Here is a 21,869-nt window from a genome sequence, read left to right on the forward strand (position 1 = left end):
GGGTACGGGGACATGACCGTCGGTACGAACAGCTCGCCTGGGGCCGCGGACGCGGCCGAGGCGCGGTTCCGGGACGTCCCCGCAGCCCCGGCCGCCTCGGGGCTGCACGGCGTACCGCCGCAGGCGGCGGAGCCCGCGCGCGGCCGCGACGGCGCACCGGTGCCACCGGCCCCCGCTCCGATCCCCGTTCAGGCCCCGGCCCCGGCCGCCCGCATCGGCGTCCGAACGGCCGTGGGGTCGTCCGTCGGGCTCGACTCCGGCTCCGGCTTCGGCCCCGGTTCCGCGCACGGCGCCCCCGGCGAAGCCGGCCCGGGTGTCGATGCCGACGAGCTGCCCGACGGGCTGGTCGTGGCCGACGACGAGGGGCGGGTCATCTGCTTCAACGCGGCCGCCGCCCGGATCACCGCCATCGAGGCCGGCCAGGCACTCGGCCTCCGCATCGACCGGGCGCTCCCGCTGGAGGACCTCGAGGGGCGCCGCTGGTGGGCGCTGACCGATCCGTACGGCGGCCTCGCCACCCGGCGCGGGCAGCCCGAGCGGAACCTGCTGCTCCCCGGCGGCCGCGAGGTGCTCGTGTCCGCCAGCTACGTCCGTACGCACCCCACGGGCCCGCTGCGCCGCCTCGTCGTCACCCTGCGCGGCACCGAGGCCCGCCGCCGCACCGAACGCAGCCACGCCGAGCTGATCGCGACCGTCGCCCACGAGCTGCGCTCCCCGCTGACCTCCGTCAAGGGCTTCACGGCGACCCTGCTCGCCAAATGGGAGCGGTTCACCGACGACCAGAAGCGGCTGATGCTGGAGACCGTCGACGCCGACGCGAACCGCGTCACCCGTCTGATCGCCGAGCTCCTCGACATCTCGCGGATCGACTCGGGCAGGCTGGAGGTCCGCCGCCAGCCGGTGGACATCGCCACCGCCGTCGGCCGCCACGTCCAGGCGCTGACCGCCAACGGACAGGCACCGGAGAGGTTCCTGGTGAGCGTCAGCCGACCGCTCCCCGACTGCTGGGCCGACCCGGACAAGATCGACCAGATCCTCGGCAACCTCCTCGAAAATGCGGTGCGACACGGAGAGGGAACGGTCACCATCGACGTAACGCCGCATGAGAAGGGAACCGCCGTCACCGTGACCGACGAAGGCCCCGGGATCCCCGAGGAGTCGATGGGCCGCGTCTTCACCCGCTTCTGGCGGGGAAGCAAGCGCGGCGGCACCGGCCTGGGCCTGTACATCGTCAAGGGAATCGTGGAGGCCCACGGCGGCACCATCACGGTGGGCCGCGGCCCCGGCGGCGGCGCCGAATTCCGATTTATCCTGCCCGTGAGCGCCCCGGCCTACCTCACGCAGTAGCCCTGCGGAGAGTCCCGCCAGGCGGCCCACGGGCTCATTGACCCCCGGCGACCTTTAGACTCGACCTTTGGCACCTTTGTGTCTCTGTGTCGATCGGTCTGATCGCGCCGTACGGGGACCCACCAGCCAGCCATCGGAAGTACGGGAAGAGATGTCGGCACCGAACAAGTCGTACGACCCTGTCGAGGTCGAGGCACTGAAACCGGAAGAGATCGAGCGCATGCGGGACGAGGCGCTCGCCGCCTTCGCGTCCGCCGGCGACCTCGACGCGCTGCGTGAGGCGAAGACCGCGCACATGGGCGACCGCTCGCCCCTGGCGCTCGCCAACCGCGAGATCGGCGCCCTGCCGCCGCAGGCCAAGGCCGAGGTGGGCAAGCGCATGGGCCAGGCCCGCGGCGCCGTGAACAAGGCCTTCGGGGCCCGCACCGTCGAGCTCGAAGCCGAGCGCGACGAGCGGGTGCTGGTCGAGGAGGCGGTGGACGTCACGCTGCCTTACGAGCGTGTCCCCGCCGGCGCCCGGCACCCCCTGACCACGCTGATGGACCGCATCGCGGACATCTTCGTGGCCATGGGGTACGAGGTCGCCGAGGGACCCGAGGTCGAGGCGGAGTGGTTCAACTTCGACGCCCTCAACTTCACGCCCGACCACCCGGCGCGCCAGATGCAGGACACCTTCTTCGTCCAGGGGCCGGAAGGCACCGAGGGCGACGAGTCGGGCGTCGTGCTGCGCACCCACACCTCCCCGGTGCAGGCGCGCTCGCTGCTGGAGCGCAAGCCCCCCGTCTACATCGTCTGCCCGGGCCGGGTGTACCGCACCGACGAGCTCGACGCGACGCACACCCCGGTCTTCCACCAGGTCGAGCTGCTCGCCGTGGACGAGGGCCTGACCATGGCGGACCTCAAGGGCACCATGGACCACATGGTCCAGGAGCTGTTCGGCGAGGGCACCACCACGCGCCTGCGCCCGCACTTCTTCCCCTTCACCGAGCCGTCCGCCGAGATGGACATGCAGTGCTACGTGTGCCGCGGCGAGTCGGTGGGCAACCCCGACCGCCCGTGCCGTACCTGCTCCAGCGAGGGCTGGATCGAGCTCGGCGGCTGCGGCATGGTCAACCCCAAGGTGCTCATCGCCTGCGGTGTGGACCCCGAGAAGTACAGCGGGTTCGCCTTCGGGTTCGGTATCGAGCGGATGCTGATGTTCCGCCACAACGTCGAAGACATGCGAGACATGGTCGAGGGTGACGTTCGTTTCACCCGGCCGTTCGGGAGTGAGATCTGATGCGCGTCCCGCTTTCCTGGCTGCGGGAGTACGTCGACCTCCCCGCGGGCGAGACCGGCCGTGACGTGGCCCACAAGCTCGTCGACGCCGGCCTCGAGGTCGAGACCGTCGAGCCGCTCGGCGCCGGCATGAAGGGCCCCCTCGTCGTCGGCCAGGTGCTGACCATCGAGGAGCTCGAGGGCTTCCGCAAGCCGATCCGCTTCTGCACGGTCGACGTCGGCCACGCCAACGGCACCGGCGAGCCGCAGGAGATCGTCTGCGGCGCCCGGAACTTCTCCGTCGGCGACAAGGTCGTCGTGGTCCTGCCCGGCGCCGTGCTGCCCGGCGACTTCGCGATCGCCTCGCGCGAGACGTACGGCCGCACCTCGCACGGCATGATCTGCTCCGGCGACGAGCTGGGCATGGGCGACGACGGCACGCACGGCATCATCGTGCTGCCGCACGAGCACGAGGTCGGCACCGACGCGATCGAGCTGCTCCAGCTCGTCGACGAAGTGCTGCACATCGACGTCACCCCGGACCGCGGCTACTGCATGTCCCTGCGCGGCATCGCCCGCGAGGTGGCCACCTCCTACGGCCTGCCGCTGCGCGACCCGGCGCTGCTCGACGTCCCGGCGCCGAACTCGTACGGCTACCCGGTGAAGGTCGACGACCCGGCCGGCTGCGACCGCTTCACCGCGCGCACCGTCACCGGTCTCGACCCCGACACGCGCTCCCCGATCTGGCTGACCCGCCGCCTGCAGAAGGCGGGCATGCGCCCGATCTCGCTCGCCGTCGACATCACCAACTACGTGATGCTGGAGCTCGGCCAGCCGCTGCACGCCTACGACCGCTCGCGGGTCGACGGCACCATCGGTGTGCGCCGCGCCGAGCAGGGCGAGAAGTTCACCACCCTCGACGGGGTCAAGCGCACGCTCGACGCCGAGGACCTGGTGATCATCGACAACAGCGGCCCGATCGGGCTCGCCGGTGTCATGGGCGGCGCCAACACCGAGATCGCCGACTCCGTCATGGACCCGGAAACGGGCGCCGTCACCGGAACCACGGACGTCGTCATCGAGGCCGCGCACTTCGACTCCGTGTCGATCTCGCGCACCGCCCGCCGCCTGAAGCTGTCCTCCGAGGCGTCCAAGCGCTTCGAGCGGGGCGTCGACCCGCTGGCCGCCGCCGCGGCCGCGCAGCGGACCGTCGACCTCCTCGTGCTGCTCGCGGGCGGCACCGCCGAGGCCGGGGTCACCGAGTTCCTCGCCCCGGGCGCCCCGCGCACCATCGCGATGAGCGCGGACCACCCGGACCGGGTCGCCGGCATGGAGTACGGCCGCGAGACCGTCGTGCGCCGCCTCCAGGAGATCGGCTGCGACGTCTACGGCCAGGACGAGCTCGTCGTCACCGTCCCCTCGTGGCGGCCCGACCTCGCCGAGCCCAACGACCTCGCCGAGGAGGTCATCCGGCTGGAGGGCTACGGGAACCTCCCGTCGACCCTCCCGCAGGTCCCCTCGGGCCGCGGTCTGACCGCACGGCAGCAGCTGCACCGCCGCGTGGGCCGTGCGCTGGCCGGTGCCGGCTACGTCGAAGCGCTGAGCTACCCGTTCCTGGGCGAGCGGGTCTTCGACCAGCTCCAGCTCCCCGCGCACGACGCGACCCGCCAGGTCGTCAAGCTGGTCAACCCGATCTCCGACGAGGAGCCGGCGCTGCGCACCACGCTGCTGCCGGGTCTGCTCGGCGCACTGCGCCGCAACGACAGCCGGGGCAGCCACGACCTCGCGCTCTTCGAGACCGGCTCGGTCTTCCGGGCCGCCGCTCAGCCGGGTGTCGCCGTACGGCTGCCCGTCGACCGGCGTCCCACGGACGAGGAGGTCGCCACCCTGAACGCGGCCCTGCCCGCGCAGCCGCGGTACGCCGCGGTCGTGCTGGCCGGCGCGCGCGAGCAGGCCGGCTGGTGGGGCAAGGGCCGTCCGGCCGACTGGGCGGACGCGGTGCAGGCGGCGCGTGCGCTGGCCGTCGAGGCCGGTGCCGAGCTGGTGGTCCGCCAGGGCCAGTACGGCCCGTGGCACCCGGGTCGGTGCGCCGAGCTGCTCGTCACCCTGGACGGGGTGGAGACGGTCATCGGCCACGCCGGTGAACTGCACCCGCGTGTGGTCAAGGCCATGGGCCTGCCGGCCCGGACCAGCGCGATGGAGCTCGACCTGGACCGCCTCGCGGCGGCCGGCGGCGAGGCCCTCCAGGCGCCCCGGATCTCCTCCTTCCCGGTGGCGACCCAGGACGTCGCGCTGATCGTGGACGCGTCGGTCCCGGCGTCGTCGGTGGAGGCCGCGCTGCGCAAGGGCGCGGGCGAGCTCCTCGAATCGCTGCGGCTGTTCGACGTGTTCACCGGCGAGCAGGTGGGCGAGGGCAAGAAGTCCCTGGCGTACGCGCTGCGCTTCCGCGCGGCGGACCGCACGCTGACGGCGGAGGAGTCCACGGCTGCCCGTGACGCGGCCGTTGCCCTCGCGGGCGAGCGGACCGGGGCGGTGCTCCGGGGCGCGTAGCGCCCGTAGTTCCCTGGAGGGGCGTATCCGGTTCACCGGGTACGCCCCTCACCCGTTCCGGTGAGCCCGGTGTGTACGCGCGGCGCCGTTGTCGGGGGCTCCGCCCCCGAACCCCCGCGCCTCAAACGCCGGCGGGGCTGGATTTTGGCTGATGGCGTACGCCTGGAGCGGCTGGAATTTGCTTCGCAAATCCGGCCCCGCTGGGCGAAATCCAGCCCCTCCGGCGTTTGAGGAGCGGGGTACGGGGCGGAGCCCCGGATCTTTGAGCCGCGCCGGACGCGCGGCAGCAGCCACGCAGAGGTCCGGCTCCGGGCGGGGCGGGCGACCAACCCGCACCGGCGGAGCCGGACGGCGCCGCCCGTCCTGCCGTGGAGTGTCGGGCAGACAGCAGAACGGGCGGCGCTGTGACGGGTCGTCGCACTGTACGAGGGGGAGCCGACGACCCGAGCCGCCTCTTGGCGAGGCCCTTAAGTGAAGCGCCCCGTGCGGCCCCCGCGGCAGAGTGCGTATCGCATTTATGCGCGTACTTGGTTCGCACCCCGTGTGAACCCCGCACCCACTAGCCTGGTTGCGACGAGCCCCGGGAGCGGCCCATGCAGCCCAATGTCCTGCTCGACGCCCTCCTCGCCGAGGCGGGCATGTCCCATGCCGGACTCGCCGCGTACGTGAACCAGGCGGGCCGCACCCGCGGGCTCGCACTGCGCTACGAACACACCGCCGTCACCCGATGGCTGAAGGGCCAGCGCCCCCGCGGCCAGGTCCCGGACCTGATCTGCGAGGTGCTCGGCGGGCGGCTGCGGCGGCCCGTGGGGCTGGACGACGTCGGCCTCGGGGTGCCCGGCCGACCCGCGGAACCGGGCGGCGCCTCGCCGCTGAGCGGGTTCGTGGACCGGGCGGCCGCCCTGTGGCGGTCCGACGGGCAGGCGCGGCCCCATCTGCTCGCCGCGGAGGCGCTCACCGGGACCCCCGCCGTCATCCCGGTGTGGGAGTGGGAGAACCCGCCCGAGGACGCCGACGTCTCCCGGGACGGGCCGGTCCGGATCGGGCCCGAGCACATCGAGATCCTGAAAGCGGCCCGCGCCCACTACGAGTTGATGTACCGGCGGGCCGGCGGGGTGGCCACCCGGGACCGGATCGTGCGCTTCCTCGGCACCGAGACGGCCCCGATGCTCCGCGGGAGCTACTCCGACGACCTCGGCCGCCAGCTCCACCGGGCCACCGGGTCCCTCGTGGCGGTCGCGGGGATCTGCGCCTACGACTCGGACGCCCACGGGCTCGCCCAGCGCTACTTCCACCAGGCGCTGCGCCTGGCCAAGGCCAGCGGGGACCGCGGGCTCGGGGCCTACGTCATCGCGCTGATCGTCAACCAGTCGCTGCACCTGCGGGAGTACCGGCAGGCCGTCGCCTTCGCCGAGGCCGCACTGCGCGCCGCCGGCCGGCACACCACGCCGGCGCTGGCCGCCGACCTCCACGCCATGCAGGCCAAGGCGTACGCCCAACTCGGCGACACCGCGGCGGCCTTGGCCTGCATCCGCAACGCCGAGGCCGCCGCCGAGCGGATCCGTCCCGGCAGCGAGCCGGACGAGACCGGTTACGTACAGCCCGGGCTGGTCAACGTGCAGGTGGCCGAGGCGTTGCTGAGCCTGGGGGATCTGGCAGCGGCCCACGAGCAGGCCACCGCGGCCGTCGGTACGCCCGCGCACGACCGCGGGCGCGTGCACCGGCTGGCGATGCTGTGCGAGATCCAGCTGCGCCAGGGCGAGGCCGACGGGGCGGTGGCGGCCGCGGCCGAAATGGCCGAACGGGCCAGGGGGATGGAGTCGCTGCGGCTGCGCGAGCGGTTGCGGGCGGTCCGCGAACAGCTGATGACCAGCGGTTGTTCGGGCGCGGAGGAGGCCGCGGAGCTCATCGACGGGGCGCTGCGCGTTCCCCTGTGACGGCTTGAACTGCTGCCATGTTGCCACCGATACGAGCGGAAGGTGGCAAGACCGTGCAGTGGACGAACCTGAGTGAGCAGACCGTGTACAAGAACCGCTGGTTCGATGTGAACCTGGCGGACGTGGCGCTCCCCGACGGGCGGCACCTGGACCACTTCGTCATCCGGCTGCGTCCGGTGGCCGTCGCCACGGCCGTCAACGAGGCGAACGAGGTGCTGCTGCTGTGGCGGCACCGCTTCATCACCGACAGCTGGGGCTGGGAGCTGCCCGCCGGGGTGGTCGAGGACGGGGAGTCCGTCGAGTCGGCGGCCGCCCGCGAGATGGAGGAGGAGTCGGGCTGGCGGCCCGGCCCGCTCCGGCACCTGATGACCGTGGAGCCGTCCAACGGGCTGACCGACGCCCGTCACCACCTGTACTGGGCGGACGGGGCCACGTACGTCGGCCATCCCGAGGACGACTTCGAGTCCTCGAGGAGGGAATGGGTCCCTCTCAAGCTCGTGCCCGACATGATCGCGCGCGGGGAGATCCCGGCCGCCAACATGGCGGCCGGGCTGCTCCTCCTGCATCACCTCAGGCTGGGCGGCCGGCCCTAGGAGGTTCAGCCGTACGGGTAGAAGCCCGAGCCCGTCTTGCGGCCCAGGCGGCCGGCGTCGACCATCCGCTGGAGCAGCGGGGGAGCGGCGTAGAGCGGCTCCTTGTACTCCGCGTACATGGAGTCGGCGATGGAGGCGATGGTGTCCAGGCCGATCAGGTCGGACAGCTTCAGCGGGCCCATCGGGTGGGCGCAGCCGAGCTCCATGCCGTTGTCGATGTCCTCGCGGCTGGCGATGCCCGACTCGAACATGCGGATCGCGGACAGCAGGTACGGGACGAGGAGCGCGTTGACGACGAAGCCGGAACGGTCCTGGGCGCGGACGGCGTGCTTGCCCAGCACGTCCCGCACCAGGGCCTCGGCGCGCTTGACCGTCTCCTCGCCCGTGGTCAGCGCCGGGATCAGCTCGACGAGCTTCTGCACCGGGGCCGGGTTGAAGAAGTGGATGCCGATGACCTGGTCGGGCCGCGAGGTCGCGACGGCCAGCTTGACCAGCGGGATCGAGGAGGTGTTGGAGGCCAGGATCGCGTCCGGGCGGGTGATCACCTGGTCGAGGATCTGGAAGATCTCGGTCTTGACCTGCTCGTTCTCGACGACGGCCTCGATGACGAGGTCGCGGTCGGCGAACTCGCCGAGGTCGGTGGTGAAGCTGAGGCGGGCCAGGGTGGCGTCCCGCTCCTCCTCGCTGATCTTGCCGCGTTCGGCGGCCTTGGTCAGGGAGTTGTACAGCCGGGTACGCCCGAATTCCAGGGCTTCGCCCGTGGTCTCGGCGACCTTGACCTCAAGGCCACTGCGGGCGCACACCTCGGCGATACCCGCGCCCATCTGGCCACAGCCCACTACGCCGACCCGTGTGATGTCGGAAGGGAGGTCAGTCACTTCGTGCCTTTCGCTGCTCATCCGTCGGCGGGTCCCCCGTACGATTCCGGCGCCCGCCACGCCCCCCGACGTTACTCCCGACCCTGCGCCGGGCGGCGGGCCGGGGCGGGCATGCTGGGCTGACACTGTCACATGTCACTCAGTGAAACGGAGCTGTCACATGGCGCGCATCGGTCGACGGGAATTGCTGGCGGGCGCGGCCGGAGTGATCGCGGCGGCCACCGCCGGGCCGGGTGCGGCGGCGGCCCCGGGGCCCTCCGCCCCGACGGCCGGCGGGATCCCGGCCAGGGCGCCCGTCGCCGAGTTCCGGGGGATGTGGATCGCCTCCGTGTTCAATGTCGACTGGCCCTCCCGGAGCGGTCTGTCCGCCGCCCGGCAGCGCGCGGAGCTGATCGCGCTCCTCGACACGGCCGTCAGGCGACGGCTCAACGCGGTCGTCCTCCAGGTGCGGCCGGCCGCCGACGCGCTGTGGCCCTCGCGGCTGGAGCCCTGGTCGCAGTGGCTCACCGGGGAGCAGGGGGGCGACCCGGGCTGGGACCCGCTGGGCACGGCCGTGGCCGAAGCGCACGCCCGGGGGCTGCAACTGCACGCCTGGTTCAACCCGTACCGCGTGGCCAGCCACACCGACCTCGACCGGCTGGTGCCCGAGCACCCGGCGCGGCGCAATCCCGACTGGACGGTCGAGTACGGAGGCAAGCTCTACTACAACCCGGGACTGCCCGAGGTGCGGCTCTTCGTGCAGGAGGCCATGCTCGACGCCGTCTCCCGGTACGCGGTGGACGGGGTGCACTGGGACGACTACTTCTACCCGTACCCGGTGGCCGGGGAGTACTTCGACGACGACGAGGCCTACGAGCTGCACGGCGCGGACTTCACCTCCCGCGCCGCCTGGCGCCGCCACAACATCGACACCCTGGTCCGCGAGATGTCCGCGCGGGTGCGGTCGCTGAGGCCGGCGGCCCGGTTCGGCATCAGCCCGTTCGCGGTCTGGCGCAACTCCGACGTCGATCCCCTCGGCTCACCGACGCGGGCGGGCGTCGCGACGTACGACGACCTGTACGCGGACACCCGCAGGTGGGTGAAGGAGCGCTGGATCGACTACGTCGTGCCCCAGGCCTACTGGCACATTGGGCACCCGACCGCCGACTACGCGGACGTCGTCCCCTGGTGGGCGCGCACGGTGGCGGGCACGGGCGTACGGCTCTACGTGGGCGAGGCGCTCTACCGCGCCGACCCCGACAGCCCGACCGCGGCCTGGCGCGATCCGCGCGAACTGTCCCGGCACGTGACCTTCGCGCGCAAGCACCCGGAGGTCCGCGGCCACGTCTGGTTCTCCGCCAAACACGTGGTCGCGGACCCCAACGGGGCGATGGCCAGGGTGGTCGCCGATCACTACCCGACGGCTCTGCCGCCGGCTTGAGTCAGGGTTTCGAGTCAGTGGGCGGGCTCGGCCGGGTGCTTCACGACGCAGTCGGGGCCCGGGGACATGACTGCCTCGTGGCCGTCCTGGAAACGGACCCGGTAGGGAGGGGTGCCGTTGTCTCCGAGTACCTGAGTGATCTCGCCGATCTTGTCGTGCTGTCCCACGACCCGGCCGTGCTGCACCAGCTGGTCGCCCTCGGTCGCTCGCATAACTGACCTCCTCGGTGGCGGTCCGATCCGGTGCTAGCAGTTTAGGTCGAGTCGGGGTCATTTGACCCGCTGGGTCACGGCAATGCAGACCAGGACCGCGCACGCGGCCACCGGCGCGGCCGGGGTGAGGTGCTCGCCGAGCAGCGCCACCGACCAGACCAGCGTCAGCAGCGGCTGCGCGAGCTGGAGCTGGCTGGCGCGCGGGGCGCCGATCTCGGCCATGCCGCGGTACCAGACGTACAGCCCGAGGAAGGTGGAGCCGGCCGCCGCCCAGACCAGGCCCGCCAGGCCCTGGGCGGTGAGGTGCACCGGCTCGTACGCGAGGCCGAGCGCGGAGCCGGCCAGGCTGAGCGGCAGGCACAGCACCAGCGCCCAGCCGACCACCTGCCAGCCGGGCATCAGCCGCGCCAGGCGCCCGCCCTCGGTGTACCCGGCCGCGCACACCAGCAGCGCGGCGAACAGGTAGCCGTCGCCCGCCGAGAAGGAGCCACCGCTCTGCGCGAGCGTGAAGCCCAATACGACCACGGCCCCGGCGACGGCCGCGATCCAGAAGGTGCGCGAGGGGCGGGCGCCGGTGCGCAGCGCGGACAGCGAGGCGGTGGTCAGCGGCAACAGGCCGACCACGACGGCCGCGTGGGAGCTGGTGGAGGTCTGCAGGGCGAGCGTGGTCAGCATCGGGAAGCCGATCACCACCCCGCCGGCGACGACGGCGAGCCCCACCCGGTGCTCGCGGCGGGGGAGCGGCACGCGCAGCGCGATCAGGAAACCGGCCGCGATGACCGCGGCGAGCACGCTGCGCAGCGAGACGAGCGACCACGGGCCGAAGCTCTGCAGCCCCCACACGGTGGAGGGGAAGGTCAGCGAGAAGGCGAGGACACCGAGCGAGGCGAGGATCGTTCCGCGGCTCGGCGATCCGGCGAGGGGGCTCGTGGCCACTGGGCTCGTGACCGCTATCGTGGTCGGGTGAGTAGCGCTATTGTGTGCTGTCATGTATGAGCGTAGCAGTGTGGCCGAGTTGGCAGATTCCCTGCGGTCCGAACTCAACCGCTACTCGGTAGGTGGAAAGCTGCCGTCGAGTCGGGCCCTGGTCGAGCGCTACCGGGTCAGCCCGGTCACCGTCTCGCGGGCCCTCGCGCAGCTCGCCGCCGAGGGCCTCGTCGTCACCCGCCCCGGCTCCGGCGTCTTCCGCGCCCGGCCGCGTACGACGGCACCCGCGGCCGGGGACACCTCCTGGCAGGAGGTCGCCCTCAGCGCGGAAGGGGCCGGGGACGTCGTCCCGCGCTCCGTCGACGCCGGAGGGGTGCTCGTCTCGCTGGCCACGCCGCCGACCGGGGTGATCGAGCTCAACGGCGGCTACCTGCACCCCTCCCTGCAGCCGGAGCGGGCGATGGCCGCGGCCCTGGCCCGGGCCGGCCGGCGCCCCGGGGCGTGGGGGCGGCCGCCCGTCGAGGGGCTGCCGGAGCTGCGCGACTGGTTCGCCAGGGAGATCGGCGGCGCGGTCGTGGCCGCCGACGTACTGATCACCGCGGGCGGGCAGAGCGCGCTGGCCACCGCCCTGCGGGCGCTCGCCCCGCCGGGGGCGCCGATCCTGGTGGAGTCGCCGACCTACCCCGGGCTGCTGGCCATCGCCCGCGCCTCCGGATGCCGGCCGGTACCCGTCCCGGTGGACGCGGACGGGGTCCGGCCGGAGCTGCTGGCCGCCGCCTTCGAAGCCACGGGCGCGCGGGTCTTCGTATGCCAGCCGCTGTTCCAGAACCCGACGGGGGCCGTGCTGGCGCCCGCGCGGCGGGCCGAGGTGCTGCGCATCGCGCGGGCCGCCGGGGCCTTCGTCGTGGAGGACGACTACGCCCGGTCCCTCGCCCACGAGGACTGCGGGCCGCTGCCCGCGACGCTGGCCGCGGAGGACGCGGACGGGGTGGTGGTGCACGTGCGTTCGCTGACCAAGCCCACCTCGCCCAGCCTGCGGGTGGGGGCCCTCGCGGCCCGCGGCCCGGTCGTGGACCGGCTGCGCGCCATCCAGATCGTGGACAGCTTCTTCGTGGCCCGGCCGCTGCAGGAGGCCGCCCTGGAGCTGGTGGGCGCGCCCGCCTGGCCCCGCCACCTGCGCACCGTCGCCGCCGAGCTGCGCCACCGGAGGGACGTGCTCGCCGGGGCCCTGCGGCGGGAGCTGCCCGGGGTGGCGCTGCCGCACGTCCCGTCCGGCGGCTACCAGTTGTGGGCGCGGCCGGCCGTGGGCGACGACACCGCCTTCGTCGCGGCGGCCCTGCGCGCGGGGGTCGCGGTGGCGCCCGGGCGCCCGTACTTCTGTGCGGAACCGCCCGGTCCGCACATCCGGCTGAGCTTCGCCGGGGTGTCGGGGCCGGGGGAGCTGGTGGAGGCGGTGCGCAGGCTGCGCGGGGCGCTGCCGGGTGGGGTCGGTCCAGACGCTTGACCCCGTGCGGCGCGCGGCTCACCATCTCCGCATGCATGTTCGGGTTTCGCTCGTTGCCGCAGCCCGTAGTTCCTCGCTGCTCGCCGAGCGCTTCGACGACGACCGCCCGCTCGACGGGTCCGGCCGGCGCGCACTGGAGACCGCCGCGCCGGGGCTCGTCAGGCTCGGCGCGGCCGAGCTGCGCTACTGCTCGCCGACCCCGCGCAGCCGGGCCACCGGCCAGGCCCTCGGGTACGCGCCGCTCGCCCAGCCCGCGCTGCGCGAGTGCGACATGGGCCGCTGGCGGGGGATGACCCTGGCCGAGGTGACCGCCCACGAGCCCGGGGCGGTGGACCTCTGGCTCACCGACCCGCGGGCCGCGCCGCACGGCGGGGAGTCCCTGCTCTCCTTCATCTCCCGGATCGGCGGCTGGCTCGACACCCGGCCGGCGGACGACGGGGGTGCGATCGTGGCGGTGGCGGAGCCCTCGGTGGTCAGGGCGGCCCTGGTCTACGCGTTGAAGGTGCCCCCGCTGACGTACTGGAACGTGGACGTCCGGCCGCTGTCCACGATGACCCTCACGGGCTGGTCCGGCCGGTGGCACCTCTCCCTCCAGGCCCCTGCGTAAAACGGTTGAGACGGGTCGCGGGGCGTCCTAGCCTGCCCGGATGAGCGGCATCAAGATCACCACCCTGGCGGAGCGACCCGAACTGGCCGGTCGGCTCTGGGACATGACGGACTCGTGGCCGGAGTTCGCCCAGCACGACGCGCTGGCCTGGCTGCTGTACCCGCGCATGGTCGCCGAGTTCCCGGAGTACGTACTGATCGCCACCGACGGCGACGCGGTCGTCGCCCGGGGCTTCAGCCTGCCCTTCGCGCTCCATGCGCCGGGCCGCGACGGGGTGCTGCCCGCGCAGGGCTGGGACCGGATCCTGATGTGGGCCTTCTCCGACCGGCGGCGCGGGGTCGAGCCCGACACGGTGAGCGCCATCGAGATCAGCGTGGCCACCGACCGGCAGGGCGAGGGCCTGTCCGGCCTGATGCTCGCCGCGCTGCGGGAGAACGCCCGAGCCCGCGGCTTCGCCGAGGCGGTGGCCCCCGTCCGGCCGAGCGGCAAGCCCGCCGAGCCGGACACCTCGATCCACGAGTACGCGTACCGGACCCGCGCGGACGGACTTCCGTACGACCCGTGGCTGCGCGTGCACGTCCGCGCGGGCGGGGTCGTCGACTCCGTGGCTCCGCTGTCGATGACGATCAACGGCTCGCTCGACCAGTGGCGGGAGTGGACCGGCCTCCCCTTCGACGAGGCGGGCCCGGTCCGTGTCCCCGGGGCGCTGGCTCCCGTCCACTGCGTGCCGGAGCAGGGGTACGCGGTCTACGTCGAGCCGAACGTGTGGGTGCGGCACCCCCTGACCTAGCCCGCGACCGGCTCCGGTAGCTTGAACGCGTTCAAGTCATCGGACCGGGGGCGGGTCATGCAGGCCACTGCGCGAAACAACATTCATCCGTTGCAGTTCGGCCTGGTGGTGTGCGCCGTGCTCACCCCGCTGGTGCCGCTGATCGTCTGGGCGGTCGAGGGCATCCTCGTCCTGGCCTTCGTGACCGCCGCGGTGGTCGCCGTGCCGCTGTGCTTCCATGCCCGGCCGACCTGGTTCGGGCGGGCCGCGGGGACCGTCGCGGCGTTGCTGGTGCCGTGGGCGTTCATCGGTGCCATGGCCGGGATGTTCCTCTTCTTCCCCTCGGCCCTGCAGCTCCTGCTGGCCGCCGGGGCGGACCCGCGCCGACGCCCGACGGCCGCCAAGGTGATGGCCGGCGTGGGTCTCCTGTTGTCGGTGCCGGTCGTGAGGCAGGCCCTGAGGAGCTGAAGCCGGGGAGGCGAGGAGTCGAGCCGGCCTAGCGGGTGCGCGGCTGGTTGAAGCGGAGCATGTTGCCGGCCGGGTCGCGGAAGGCGCAGTCGCGCACGCCGTAGGGCTGGTCCACCGGCTCCTGGAGGACCTCGCCGCCCGCGGCCCGGATCTTCTCGAAGGTGGCGTCGACGTCGTCCGTCGAGAAGATCACCCCGCGCAGCAGGCCCTTGGCCAGCAGTTCCGCCATCGCCTGCCGGTCGGTCGGCGAGGCGTTGGGGTCGGCGAGCGGCGGTTCGAGGACGATCTCCACGTCCGGCTGCTCGGGCGAGGCGACGGTCACCCAGCGCATCCCCTCGAATCCGACGTCGTTGCGGACCTCCATGCCGAGGACGTCGCGGTAGAAGGTGAGGGCCTTGTCGTGGTCGTCGACTGCGATGAAGCACTGCGAGAGCTTGATGCTGTTCATGGCATCGAAGCTACGAGACGGTGCCGGATTCCGCTTCTTCGATCCTGACCGGTTCGCCGCCCCGCACCGGGCGGGTGTGGATCTTGGCCACGCACGCCGGGATCTCGGCGCCCGCCCCATGGTCGCGGGCCCGGTACGCGCTCGGGCTCTCGCCGACCAGCTCGGTGAAGCGCGAGCTGAACGACCCGAGGGAGGTGCATCCCACGGCGAAGCAGACGTCCGTCACGCTCAGGTCGCCCCGGCGGAGCAGCGCCTTGGCACGCTCGACGCGACGGGTCATGAGGTAGCTGTAGGGCGTCTCGCCGTACGCGGCGCGGAAGCTGCGGGAGAAGTGCCCGGCCGACATCAGGGCCACAGCGGCCAGCGCCGGGACGTCCAGCGGCTGCGCGTAGTCGCGGTCCATGGTGTCCCGCGCGCGGCGCAACCGTACGAGGTCATCGAGCGAGGTCACGCCCCCAGCATCGCACGGAGGACCGGCCCGGGAGGCCGGCCGAAGCGCATACTCGGGCCAGCGGGAAGGTCAAACGCTCTTTGCATAAAAGTGCAGCGATACGTATAGTCATGCCATCGATGAGGAGGGTCCGATGGTGGTACGTGTAGCGGTGGCCGGAGCGAGTGGATACGCGGGCGGTGAAGTCCTGCGCCTGCTGCTCTCCCACCCCGAGGTCGAGATCGGTGCGCTGACCGGCCACTCCAACGCCGGTGAGCTCTTCGGCAACCTGCAGCCGCACCTCGGGCCGCTCGCCGGGCGGACCCTGGAGGCGACCACCCCCGAGGTGCTCGCCGGACACGATGTCGTCTTCCTCGCGCTGCCGCACGGCCAGTCCGCCGCCGTCGCCGCCCAGCTCGGCGAGGACGTCCTCGTCATCGACATGGGAGCCGACCACCGGCTCAAGGACCCGGCCGACTGGGACGCCTTCTACGGCGGCACGCACGCCGGGACCTGGCCCTACGGCCTCCCCGAGCTTCCCGGCGGCCGTGCCGCCCTCACGGGCGCCAAGCGCGTCGCCGTGCCCGGCTGCTTCCCCACCGCCGTCTCCCTCGCGCTGTTCCCCGCCTACCAGGCGCGGCTCGCCGAGGCCGAGGCCGTCGTCGTCGCCGCCACCGGCACCTCCGGCGCGGGCAAGGCACTCAAGACGAACCTGCTCGGCTCCGAGGTGATGGGCACGGCCACCCCGTACGGAGTCGGCGGCGGACACCGGCACACCCCGGAGATGGTCCAGAACCTGACCCCGCTCGCCGGGGAGCGGGTCTCCGTCTCCTTCACGCCGACCCTCGTGCCCATGGCGCGCGGCATCCTCGCGACCTGCTCGGCCAAGGCCCTCCCCGGCACCACCGCGGAATCCCTCCGCGCCGCCTACGAGAAGGCCTACGCGGACGAGCCGTTCGTCCAGCTGCTCCCCGAGGGCCGGTGGCCCACCACCAAGTCCGTCCAGGGTTCGAACGCCGTCCACGTGCAGGTCGCGTACGACGGGTCCGCCGGGCGCATCATCGCGATCAGCGCCATCGACAACCTGACCAAGGGCACTGCCGGCGGCGCGGTACAGAGCATGAACATCGCCCTCGGGCTCCACGAGAGCCTGGGTCTTTCCACGATCGGAGTGGCACCGTGAGCGTCACGGCAGCACAGGGATTCTCGGCGGCGGGCATCGCCGCCGGGATCAAGGCGAACGGCAACCCGGACCTGGCCCTCGTGGTCAACAACGGGCCGAAGCTGGCCGCAGCCGGCGTCTTCACCTCCAACCGCGTCAAGGCCGCGCCGGTGCACTGGTCCGAGCAGGTCCTGCGCGGCGGCACCGTCAGCGCGGTCGTCCTCAACTCCGGCGGCGCCAACGCCTGCACCGGCCCCAAGGGCTTCCAGGACACCCACGCCACCGCGGAGAAGGTGGCCGCTGTGTTGGATCAGGCGGGGCTCGGCGCGGACTTCAACGCCGGCGAGGTCGCCGTGGCCTCCACCGGCCTGATCGGCGTACTGCTCCCCATGGACAAGCTGCTCCCCGGCATCGAGACCGCCGCGGCCGCCCTGTCCGAGAACGGCGGCGAGGACGCGGCGATCGCCATCAAGACCACCGACACCGTGCACAAGACGGCCATGGTCTCCCAGGACGGCTGGACCGTCGGCGGCATGGCCAAGGGCGCGGGCATGCTCGCCCCGGGCCTCGCCACCATGCTCGTCGTCGTCACCACCGACGCCGACCTGGACAGCGCCACCCTCGACCGGGCCCTGCGCGCCGCCACCCGCACCACCTTCGACCGGGTCGACTCCGACGGCTGCATGTCCACCAACGACACGGTGCTGCTGCTGGCCTCCGGCGCCTCCGGCCGGGTCCCGGCGTACGAGGAGTTCGCGGAAGCCGTGCGGACCGTCTGCGGCGATCTGGCCCGCCAGCTCATCGGCGACGCCGAGGGCGCCAGCAAGGACATCCGCATCGAGGTCGTCGGCGCGGCCACCGAGGACGACGCCGTCGAGGTCGGGCGCTCCATCGCCCGCAACAACCTCCTCAAGTGCGCCATCCACGGCGAGGACCCGAACTGGGGCCGGGTGCTCTCCGCCATCGGCACCACCAAGGCCGCCTTCGACCCGGACCGCCTCAACGTCGCCATCAACGACGTCTGGGTCTGCAAGAACGGCTCGGTCGGCGAGGACCGCGACCTGGTGAGCATGAAGGACCGCGAGGTCCGCATCACCGCCGACCTGTCCACCGGCGAGGCGTCCGCGGTCATCTGGGCCAACGACCTGACCGCCGACTACGTCCACGAGAACTCGGCCTACTCCTCATGAGCACTGCACGGAAGCACACGGCACTGCCGAAGGCGGAGATCCTGATCGAGGCCCTGCCGTGGCTCACCCGCCACAACGGCAAGATCGTCGTCATCAAGTTCGGCGGCAACGCCATGATCGACGAGGCGCTCAAGGCCGCCTTCGCCCAGGACGTGGTGTTCCTGCGGCAGGCCGGCCTCAAGCCCGTCGTGGTGCACGGCGGCGGCCCCCAGATCAACGCCCAGCTCGACAAGCAGGGTCTGGTCAGCGAGTTCAAGGCCGGCCTGCGCGTCACCACCCCGGAAGCCATGGACGTCGTACGGATGGTCCTGGCGGGCCAGGTCCAGCGCGAGCTGGTCGGGCTCCTCAACCAGCACGGCCCCCTCGCCGTCGGCCTGACCGGCGAGGACGCCCACACCATCACCGCCACCAAGCACAGCCCCGAGATCGACGGCGAGCTCGTCGACATCGGGCGGGTCGGCGAGATCACCGCCATCGACACCGGCGCCATCGAGGCACTGCTGGCGGACGGCCGGATCCCGGTCATCTCCTCCATCGCGCGCAGCGCCGACGACCACCACGTGTACAACGTGAACGCCGACACGGCCGCCGCGGCGCTCGCCGCCGCACTGGGCGCCGAGACGCTGATGGTCCTCACCGACGTCGAGGGCCTCTACGCGGACTGGCCGAACAGCGACGAGGTCATCAGCCGGCTCACCGTCAGCGAGCTGGAGAAGCTCCTGCCCGAGCTGTCCAGCGGCATGGTGCCCAAGATGGAGGGCTGCCTGCACGCGGTGCGCGGCGGCGTCAGCACCGCCCGCGTGATCGACGGGCGGGTCCAGCACTCGATCCTGCTGGAGATCTTCACGGACGAGGGAATCGGCACGATGGTCGTGCCCGACGGACAGCAAGGGGGAGCACGGTGACCGGCGGCAACGAGGAGTACCGGGCGCGCTGGCAGGGCGCGCTGACCAACAACTACGGCACCCCCGCGCTCGCCCTCGTACGCGGTGCGGGCGCCCAGGTCTGGGACGCGGACGGCAAGCAGTACACCGACTTCGTCGGCGGCATCGCCGTCAACGCCCTCGGCCACGCCCACCCCGCGATCGTCGAGGCCGTCACCACACAGATCCAGAGCCTCGGCCACGTCTCCAACCTCTTCGCCTCCGAGCCGGTCATCGCGCTGGGCGAGCGGCTCCTCCAGCTCTTCGGCCGCCCCGGCAAGGTGTTCTTCTGCAACTCCGGCGCCGAGGCCGTCGAAGCCGCCTTCAAGATCGGCCGGCTGACCGGGCGGACCCACATGGTCGCCACCGACGGCGGCTTCCACGGCCGGACCATGGGCGCCCTCGCGCTCACCGGCCAGCCGAAGAAGCAGGAGCCCTTCCTGCCGCTGCCCGGCGACGTCACGCACGTCCCGTACGGCGACGTCGAGGCCCTGCGGGCCGCCGTCACCGAGGAGACCGCGTTCGTCCTCATCGAGCCGATCCAGGGCGAGAACGGGGTCGTCGTGCCCCCCGCCGGGTACCTGACGGCCGCCCGCGAGATCACCCGGGCCACGGGCACCCTGCTCGTGCTCGACGAGGTGCAGACCGGCATCGGCCGGTGCGGCCAGTGGTTCGAGCACCAGGCCCACGAGGGCGTCGAACCCGACCTCGTCACCCTCGCCAAGGGCCTCGGCGGCGGCCTGCCGATCGGCGCCGTCGCCGCCTTCGGGCCGGCCGCCGACCTGCTCCAGCCCGGACAGCACGGCACCACCTTCGGCGGCAACCCGGTCGCCTGCGCCGCCGGCCTCGCCGTGATCGACACCATCGCCGCCGAAGGGCTGCTCGGCCAGGTCAAGGAACGCGGCGAACGGCTGCGCTCCGGAATCGAAGCCTCCGCGCACCCGCTCGTATCCCACGTCCGAGGCGCCGGACTCCTGCTGGGTATCGTGCTGACCGAGCCGCTCGCACCCCGGGTGCAGCAGGCGGCTCAGGACGCCGGCTTCCTGGTCAACGCGCCCGCCCCCGACGTCGTACGGATCATGCCCCCGTTCGTACTCACCGAGGCCGAGGTGGACGCGTTCCTCCGGGCACTGCCCGGCATCCTCGACGCAGCCCAAGGGGACGGATCCGGAGAATGAGTCGACGATGAGTCAGCCGCAGGACAAGGAGCACGGTGGCCAGGCGGTCCCGCAGACCCGCACCGCCCGCCACCGCCGGATCGTGGACATCCTCAACCGGCAGCCGGTCCGCTCGCAGAGCCAGCTGGCCAAGCTGCTCGCCGACGACGGGCTGAGCGTCACCCAGGCGACGCTCTCCCGCGACCTCGACGAGCTGGGCGCGGTGAAGATCCGCAACACCGGAGGCGAGCTGATCTACGCGGTGCCCAGCGAGGGCGGTTTCCGCACCCCGCAGGCCCCGCTGGGGGAGTCGGCGAAGGAGGAGCGCATGAGGCGCCTCTCCGGGGAGCTGCTGATCTCGGCGGAGGCCTCCGCGAACCTCGTGGTCCTGCGCACCCCTCCGGGTGCGGCCCAGTTCCTCGCCTCGGCGATCGACCAGGCCGAACTGCGGGAGATCCTCGGCACGATCGCCGGCGACGACACCCTGATGCTGATCAGCCGCGACCCGGAGGGCGGGCAGGCGCTGGCCGACCACCTCCTGCGTCTGGCGCAGAAGGAAAGCTGACCCCGATCCTGGGGCCATGACCCAACTCACCCTGGCCCTCACCGTGTTGGCGGGCGCCGCAGCCGTGTACGCCGTCCTCGGCGTGCTCGGGATGCAGCGCGCCCGGGCCGACCGGGAGGCCGCCGGTCTCCTGGTGCCCGCGGACCTCGACCCGTACCACGCGGTGGCGGTGGCGGGGCGGGCCGCCGACACCCACCGGCCGGCGGCGGCGCAGCTGCTGCTGGACGGCTCGGTCGAGGTGGACGAGCAGGGCCGGCTCTTCGCCACCGGCCGGGGGCCGCTGCCCGGGCATCCGCTGCCGGCGGCCGTCCTCGCCGTCCTCGCCGCCCTGGCCCGGCAGGGCCCGCACCGCACGACCGGGCTCGGGATGCTGGGCGCCGACCCCGGGCTGGCCCAGGACCGGGACGCCTTCCTGGCGGCCGAGGAGGCCAAGCATCCGCGGCTGGCGCGGGCCCGCTCCGAGGACGGGATCGAGGTCGTCGCCGTACTGACGGCCATGGCCCTGCCCGCCTGCTACCTCGTCCCGGCCGTCGTCCTGATCCGGCCGTTCAGCCTCTTCGGCGGGTCGTGGGCGGGTCAGGCGGCGCTGGTCGTCCTGCTCGCGGTCAGCGTGGGGGTCCCGCTGTCCCGGCTGTTCGCCGACCGGCTGTGGCCCGACCGCCGGGAGCCGTTCCGCGCCCAGTGCGCCGCCTGGCCCCCGCACCCGGCGATCACCGCCCTGGACCGGGAACGGCTGGCCCGGCTCGACCACAAGCCGCCGCCGAGGCCCGACGAGTGGACCAGCGGGCTGGACACCCCCGGAGCCTTCTGACCCCTCCTCCAGTACCTCTCCGCTAGTACCTCGTGACGGCCAGGGCCCCGGACTCCGTGCCGATCGCGATGTGCGGGCGGCGCCGCGGGTTCGCCCAGCGGAGGATCTCGCGCATGGCCCGCTCCGGCACGGACACGCAACCGGCCGTCGCTCCCTTGCCGTTGACGTGCAGGAAGATGCCCGAGCCCCGGCCGCGTACCGGCTCGTCGTAGTTGAAGGCGATGAGCAGCGCGTGCGCGTACTGCTTCTCGTACGTCACCAGGTGCTCGGCCTCGCCCGGCGCGCAGTCCGCGGGCAGCGGCTCCACCCAGCGGTTGTAGGAGGCGGATCCGTTGTCCTGGCACCACCACGAACGGTCCGTCACCCGCCGGTAGCGGTAGGCCGTTCCGGCCGGCGCGCGGCGGATCCCGAAGGCGTACGGCAGCGCGTACAGCCCCGTCGGCGTGGTGTTGGTGCCCTGCGTACGGGTCGCGCCCTCGGTCAGGCCGTTCGCCCCGAAGCGGGCGGGCGCGCTCCCGGCCTCGTACCAGCGCCCGGCCCGCCGGTCCCACCAGGTGAGCCGGCCGGTCGTGGAGCCGGGGGCGGGCGCGACGGCGGTGATCAGCTGACTGCCGCCGCCGGTGTCGGCGATCCGGGCGGGCAGCGGGGCGTGGCCCTGCGGAAGCAGGGCGGTCACGATCAGCGAGCCGGTGACGAGAGCGGTACGCAGCAGCA

At 72.9% G+C, this 21,869-nt stretch carries 22 protein-coding genes; 16 read left to right on the forward strand and 6 right to left on the reverse strand.

Going from position 1 to position 21,869, the window contains the following annotated elements; translation table 11 throughout:
* Positions 1-12 precede the first annotated feature (12 nt).
* The 5 genes from OG625_RS31085 (at position 13) to OG625_RS31105 (ending at position 7,684) form a co-directional block, all read left to right on the forward strand.
* Positions 13-1,347, forward strand: coding sequence for a sensor histidine kinase (locus OG625_RS31085; RefSeq protein WP_329387636.1), 1,335 nt, complete (start codon positions 13-15; stop codon positions 1,345-1,347).
* 151 nt (positions 1,348-1,498) lie between these two features.
* A complete protein-coding gene (gene pheS / locus OG625_RS31090; protein ID WP_329387638.1) occupies positions 1,499-2,626 on the forward strand; it encodes a phenylalanine--tRNA ligase subunit alpha in 1,128 nt (375 codons plus the stop codon).
* Positions 2,626-5,154 (forward strand): phenylalanine--tRNA ligase subunit beta, encoded by a 2,529-nt coding sequence (gene pheT, locus OG625_RS31095; protein WP_329387640.1) that lies wholly within the window; start codon positions 2,626-2,628, stop codon positions 5,152-5,154. Before pheS ends, pheT begins: the two co-directional genes overlap by 1 nt.
* 593 nt (positions 5,155-5,747) lie before the next feature.
* Positions 5,748-7,091, forward strand: a complete 1,344-nt coding sequence (locus tag OG625_RS31100; RefSeq protein ID WP_329387643.1) for a transcriptional regulator — start codon at positions 5,748-5,750, stop codon at positions 7,089-7,091.
* 53 nt (positions 7,092-7,144) lie between these two features.
* Positions 7,145-7,684 (forward strand): NUDIX hydrolase, encoded by a 540-nt coding sequence (locus OG625_RS31105; protein WP_329387645.1) that lies wholly within the window; start codon positions 7,145-7,147, stop codon positions 7,682-7,684.
* Positions 7,685-7,689: 5 nt separating this feature from the next.
* Here OG625_RS31105 and OG625_RS31110 read toward each other — a convergent pair whose 3' ends face one another.
* Positions 7,690-8,583 carry a 3-hydroxybutyryl-CoA dehydrogenase gene (locus OG625_RS31110; protein ID WP_329387647.1) on the reverse strand — a complete coding sequence of 298 codons (894 nt, stop codon included), beginning with the start codon at positions 8,581-8,583 and terminating at the stop codon, positions 7,690-7,692.
* 139 nt (positions 8,584-8,722) lie between these two features.
* On the opposite strand from OG625_RS31110, the gene OG625_RS31115 reads away from it, so the two are divergent.
* The gene (locus tag OG625_RS31115) at positions 8,723-9,982 is read left to right on the forward strand and encodes a glycoside hydrolase family 10 protein (protein ID WP_329387650.1); all 1,260 of its coding nucleotides are present in this window, start codon (positions 8,723-8,725) and stop codon (positions 9,980-9,982) included.
* A 14-nt stretch (positions 9,983-9,996) separates the two neighbouring features.
* Here the strand turns inward: OG625_RS31115 and OG625_RS31120 are convergent, their stop codons facing one another.
* On the reverse strand, positions 9,997-10,194 hold the full coding sequence (locus OG625_RS31120; RefSeq protein ID WP_329387652.1) for a DUF1918 domain-containing protein: 198 nt from the start codon (positions 10,192-10,194) through the stop codon (positions 9,997-9,999).
* Between the two features lie 57 nt (positions 10,195-10,251).
* Positions 10,252-11,184 (reverse strand): DMT family transporter, encoded by a 933-nt coding sequence (locus OG625_RS31125; RefSeq protein WP_329387654.1) that lies wholly within the window; start codon positions 11,182-11,184, stop codon positions 10,252-10,254.
* Here OG625_RS31125 and OG625_RS31130 point away from each other — a divergent pair.
* The 4 genes from OG625_RS31130 to OG625_RS31145 all read left to right on the forward strand — a co-directional run bounded on the left by OG625_RS31130 (position 11,183) and on the right by OG625_RS31145 (position 14,469).
* Entirely contained in the window at positions 11,183-12,625 is a 1,443-nt protein-coding gene (locus OG625_RS31130; protein ID WP_329387656.1) for an aminotransferase-like domain-containing protein, read from the forward strand. The genes OG625_RS31125 and OG625_RS31130 overlap by 2 nt on opposite strands.
* Before the next feature lie 31 nt (positions 12,626-12,656).
* The gene (locus tag OG625_RS31135) at positions 12,657-13,232 is read left to right on the forward strand and encodes a histidine phosphatase family protein (protein WP_329387658.1); all 576 of its coding nucleotides are present in this window, start codon (positions 12,657-12,659) and stop codon (positions 13,230-13,232) included.
* A gap of 40 nt (positions 13,233-13,272) precedes the next feature.
* Complete coding sequence (locus OG625_RS31140; protein ID WP_329387660.1) at positions 13,273-14,022, forward strand: N-acetyltransferase; 750 nt, start codon at positions 13,273-13,275, stop codon at positions 14,020-14,022.
* Positions 14,023-14,112: 90 nt separating this feature from the next.
* On the forward strand, positions 14,113-14,469 hold the full coding sequence (locus OG625_RS31145; RefSeq protein WP_329387662.1) for a hypothetical protein: 357 nt from the start codon (positions 14,113-14,115) through the stop codon (positions 14,467-14,469).
* Between the two features lie 28 nt (positions 14,470-14,497).
* On the opposite strand, the gene OG625_RS31150 is transcribed toward OG625_RS31145, so the two are convergent.
* Both OG625_RS31150 and OG625_RS31155 read right to left on the reverse strand, forming a co-directional pair.
* Positions 14,498-14,917 carry a VOC family protein gene (locus OG625_RS31150; protein WP_329387665.1) on the reverse strand — a complete coding sequence of 140 codons (420 nt, stop codon included), beginning with the start codon at positions 14,915-14,917 and terminating at the stop codon, positions 14,498-14,500.
* Positions 14,918-14,927: 10 nt separating this feature from the next.
* Positions 14,928-15,368 (reverse strand): helix-turn-helix transcriptional regulator, encoded by a 441-nt coding sequence (locus OG625_RS31155; protein ID WP_329387667.1) that lies wholly within the window; start codon positions 15,366-15,368, stop codon positions 14,928-14,930.
* 133 nt (positions 15,369-15,501) lie between these two features.
* On the opposite strand from OG625_RS31155, the gene argC reads away from it, so the two are divergent.
* Genes argC through OG625_RS31185 form a run of 6 tightly spaced genes read left to right on the forward strand, consistent with a single transcriptional unit; the run spans position 15,502 to position 21,155 of the window.
* A complete protein-coding gene (argC, locus tag OG625_RS31160) occupies positions 15,502-16,530 on the forward strand; it encodes an N-acetyl-gamma-glutamyl-phosphate reductase (RefSeq protein WP_329387669.1) in 1,029 nt (342 codons plus the stop codon).
* The gene (argJ, locus tag OG625_RS31165) at positions 16,527-17,699 is read left to right on the forward strand and encodes a bifunctional glutamate N-acetyltransferase/amino-acid acetyltransferase ArgJ (RefSeq protein WP_329387671.1); all 1,173 of its coding nucleotides are present in this window, start codon (positions 16,527-16,529) and stop codon (positions 17,697-17,699) included. Before argC ends, argJ begins: the two co-directional genes overlap by 4 nt.
* Positions 17,696-18,604 (forward strand): acetylglutamate kinase, encoded by a 909-nt coding sequence (gene argB / locus OG625_RS31170; RefSeq protein WP_329387673.1) that lies wholly within the window; start codon positions 17,696-17,698, stop codon positions 18,602-18,604. The genes argJ and argB overlap by 4 nt, the downstream gene beginning before the upstream one ends.
* Positions 18,601-19,800 carry an acetylornithine transaminase gene (locus OG625_RS31175; protein ID WP_329387675.1) on the forward strand — a complete coding sequence of 400 codons (1,200 nt, stop codon included), beginning with the start codon at positions 18,601-18,603 and terminating at the stop codon, positions 19,798-19,800. The genes argB and OG625_RS31175 overlap by 4 nt, the downstream gene beginning before the upstream one ends.
* A 7-nt stretch (positions 19,801-19,807) precedes the next feature.
* Positions 19,808-20,344: an arginine repressor gene (locus OG625_RS31180; RefSeq protein ID WP_329387677.1), complete on the forward strand. Its 537-nt coding sequence runs from the start codon at positions 19,808-19,810 to the stop codon at positions 20,342-20,344.
* Positions 20,345-20,360: 16 nt separating this feature from the next.
* The gene (locus OG625_RS31185) at positions 20,361-21,155 is read left to right on the forward strand and encodes a hypothetical protein (RefSeq protein ID WP_329387679.1); all 795 of its coding nucleotides are present in this window, start codon (positions 20,361-20,363) and stop codon (positions 21,153-21,155) included.
* A 22-nt stretch (positions 21,156-21,177) separates the two neighbouring features.
* Here OG625_RS31185 and OG625_RS31190 read toward each other — a convergent pair whose 3' ends face one another.
* Positions 21,178-21,864: a L,D-transpeptidase family protein gene (locus OG625_RS31190; protein ID WP_443067914.1), complete on the reverse strand. Its 687-nt coding sequence runs from the start codon at positions 21,862-21,864 to the stop codon at positions 21,178-21,180.
* Positions 21,865-21,869: the final 5 nt, after the last annotated feature.

The organism is Streptomyces sp. NBC_01351 (assembly GCF_036237315.1).
Taxonomy (GTDB): Bacteria; Actinomycetota; Actinomycetes; order Streptomycetales; family Streptomycetaceae; genus Streptomyces.

Bases quoted from the DNA above. Each gene is read 5' to 3' on its own strand.
- pheS (WP_329387638.1), top strand. From the start codon at position 1,499: ATGTCGGCACCGAACAAGTCGTACGACCCTGTCGAGGTCGAGGCACTG.
- OG625_RS31100 (WP_329387643.1), top strand. From the start codon at position 5,748: ATGCAGCCCAATGTCCTGCTCGACGCCCTCCTCGCCGAGGCGGGCATG.
- OG625_RS31130 (WP_329387656.1), top strand. From the start codon at position 11,183: ATGTATGAGCGTAGCAGTGTGGCCGAGTTGGCAGATTCCCTGCGGTCC.
- OG625_RS31110 (WP_329387647.1), bottom strand. From the start codon at position 8,583: ATGAGCAGCGAAAGGCACGAAGTGACTGACCTCCCTTCCGACATCACA.
- argC (WP_329387669.1), top strand. From the start codon at position 15,502: ATGGTGGTACGTGTAGCGGTGGCCGGAGCGAGTGGATACGCGGGCGGT.
- pheT (WP_329387640.1), top strand. From the start codon at position 2,626: ATGCGCGTCCCGCTTTCCTGGCTGCGGGAGTACGTCGACCTCCCCGCG.
- OG625_RS31185 (WP_329387679.1), top strand. From the start codon at position 20,361: ATGACCCAACTCACCCTGGCCCTCACCGTGTTGGCGGGCGCCGCAGCC.
- argB (WP_329387673.1), top strand. From the start codon at position 17,696: ATGAGCACTGCACGGAAGCACACGGCACTGCCGAAGGCGGAGATCCTG.
- OG625_RS31120 (WP_329387652.1), bottom strand. From the start codon at position 10,194: ATGCGAGCGACCGAGGGCGACCAGCTGGTGCAGCACGGCCGGGTCGTG.
- OG625_RS31180 (WP_329387677.1), top strand. From the start codon at position 19,808: ATGAGTCAGCCGCAGGACAAGGAGCACGGTGGCCAGGCGGTCCCGCAG.
- OG625_RS31085 (WP_329387636.1), top strand. From the start codon at position 13: ATGACCGTCGGTACGAACAGCTCGCCTGGGGCCGCGGACGCGGCCGAG.
- OG625_RS31135 (WP_329387658.1), top strand. From the start codon at position 12,657: ATGCATGTTCGGGTTTCGCTCGTTGCCGCAGCCCGTAGTTCCTCGCTG.
- OG625_RS31125 (WP_329387654.1), bottom strand. From the start codon at position 11,184: ATGACAGCACACAATAGCGCTACTCACCCGACCACGATAGCGGTCACG.
- OG625_RS31150 (WP_329387665.1), bottom strand. From the start codon at position 14,917: ATGAACAGCATCAAGCTCTCGCAGTGCTTCATCGCAGTCGACGACCAC.
- OG625_RS31115 (WP_329387650.1), top strand. From the start codon at position 8,723: ATGGCGCGCATCGGTCGACGGGAATTGCTGGCGGGCGCGGCCGGAGTG.
- OG625_RS31140 (WP_329387660.1), top strand. From the start codon at position 13,273: ATGAGCGGCATCAAGATCACCACCCTGGCGGAGCGACCCGAACTGGCC.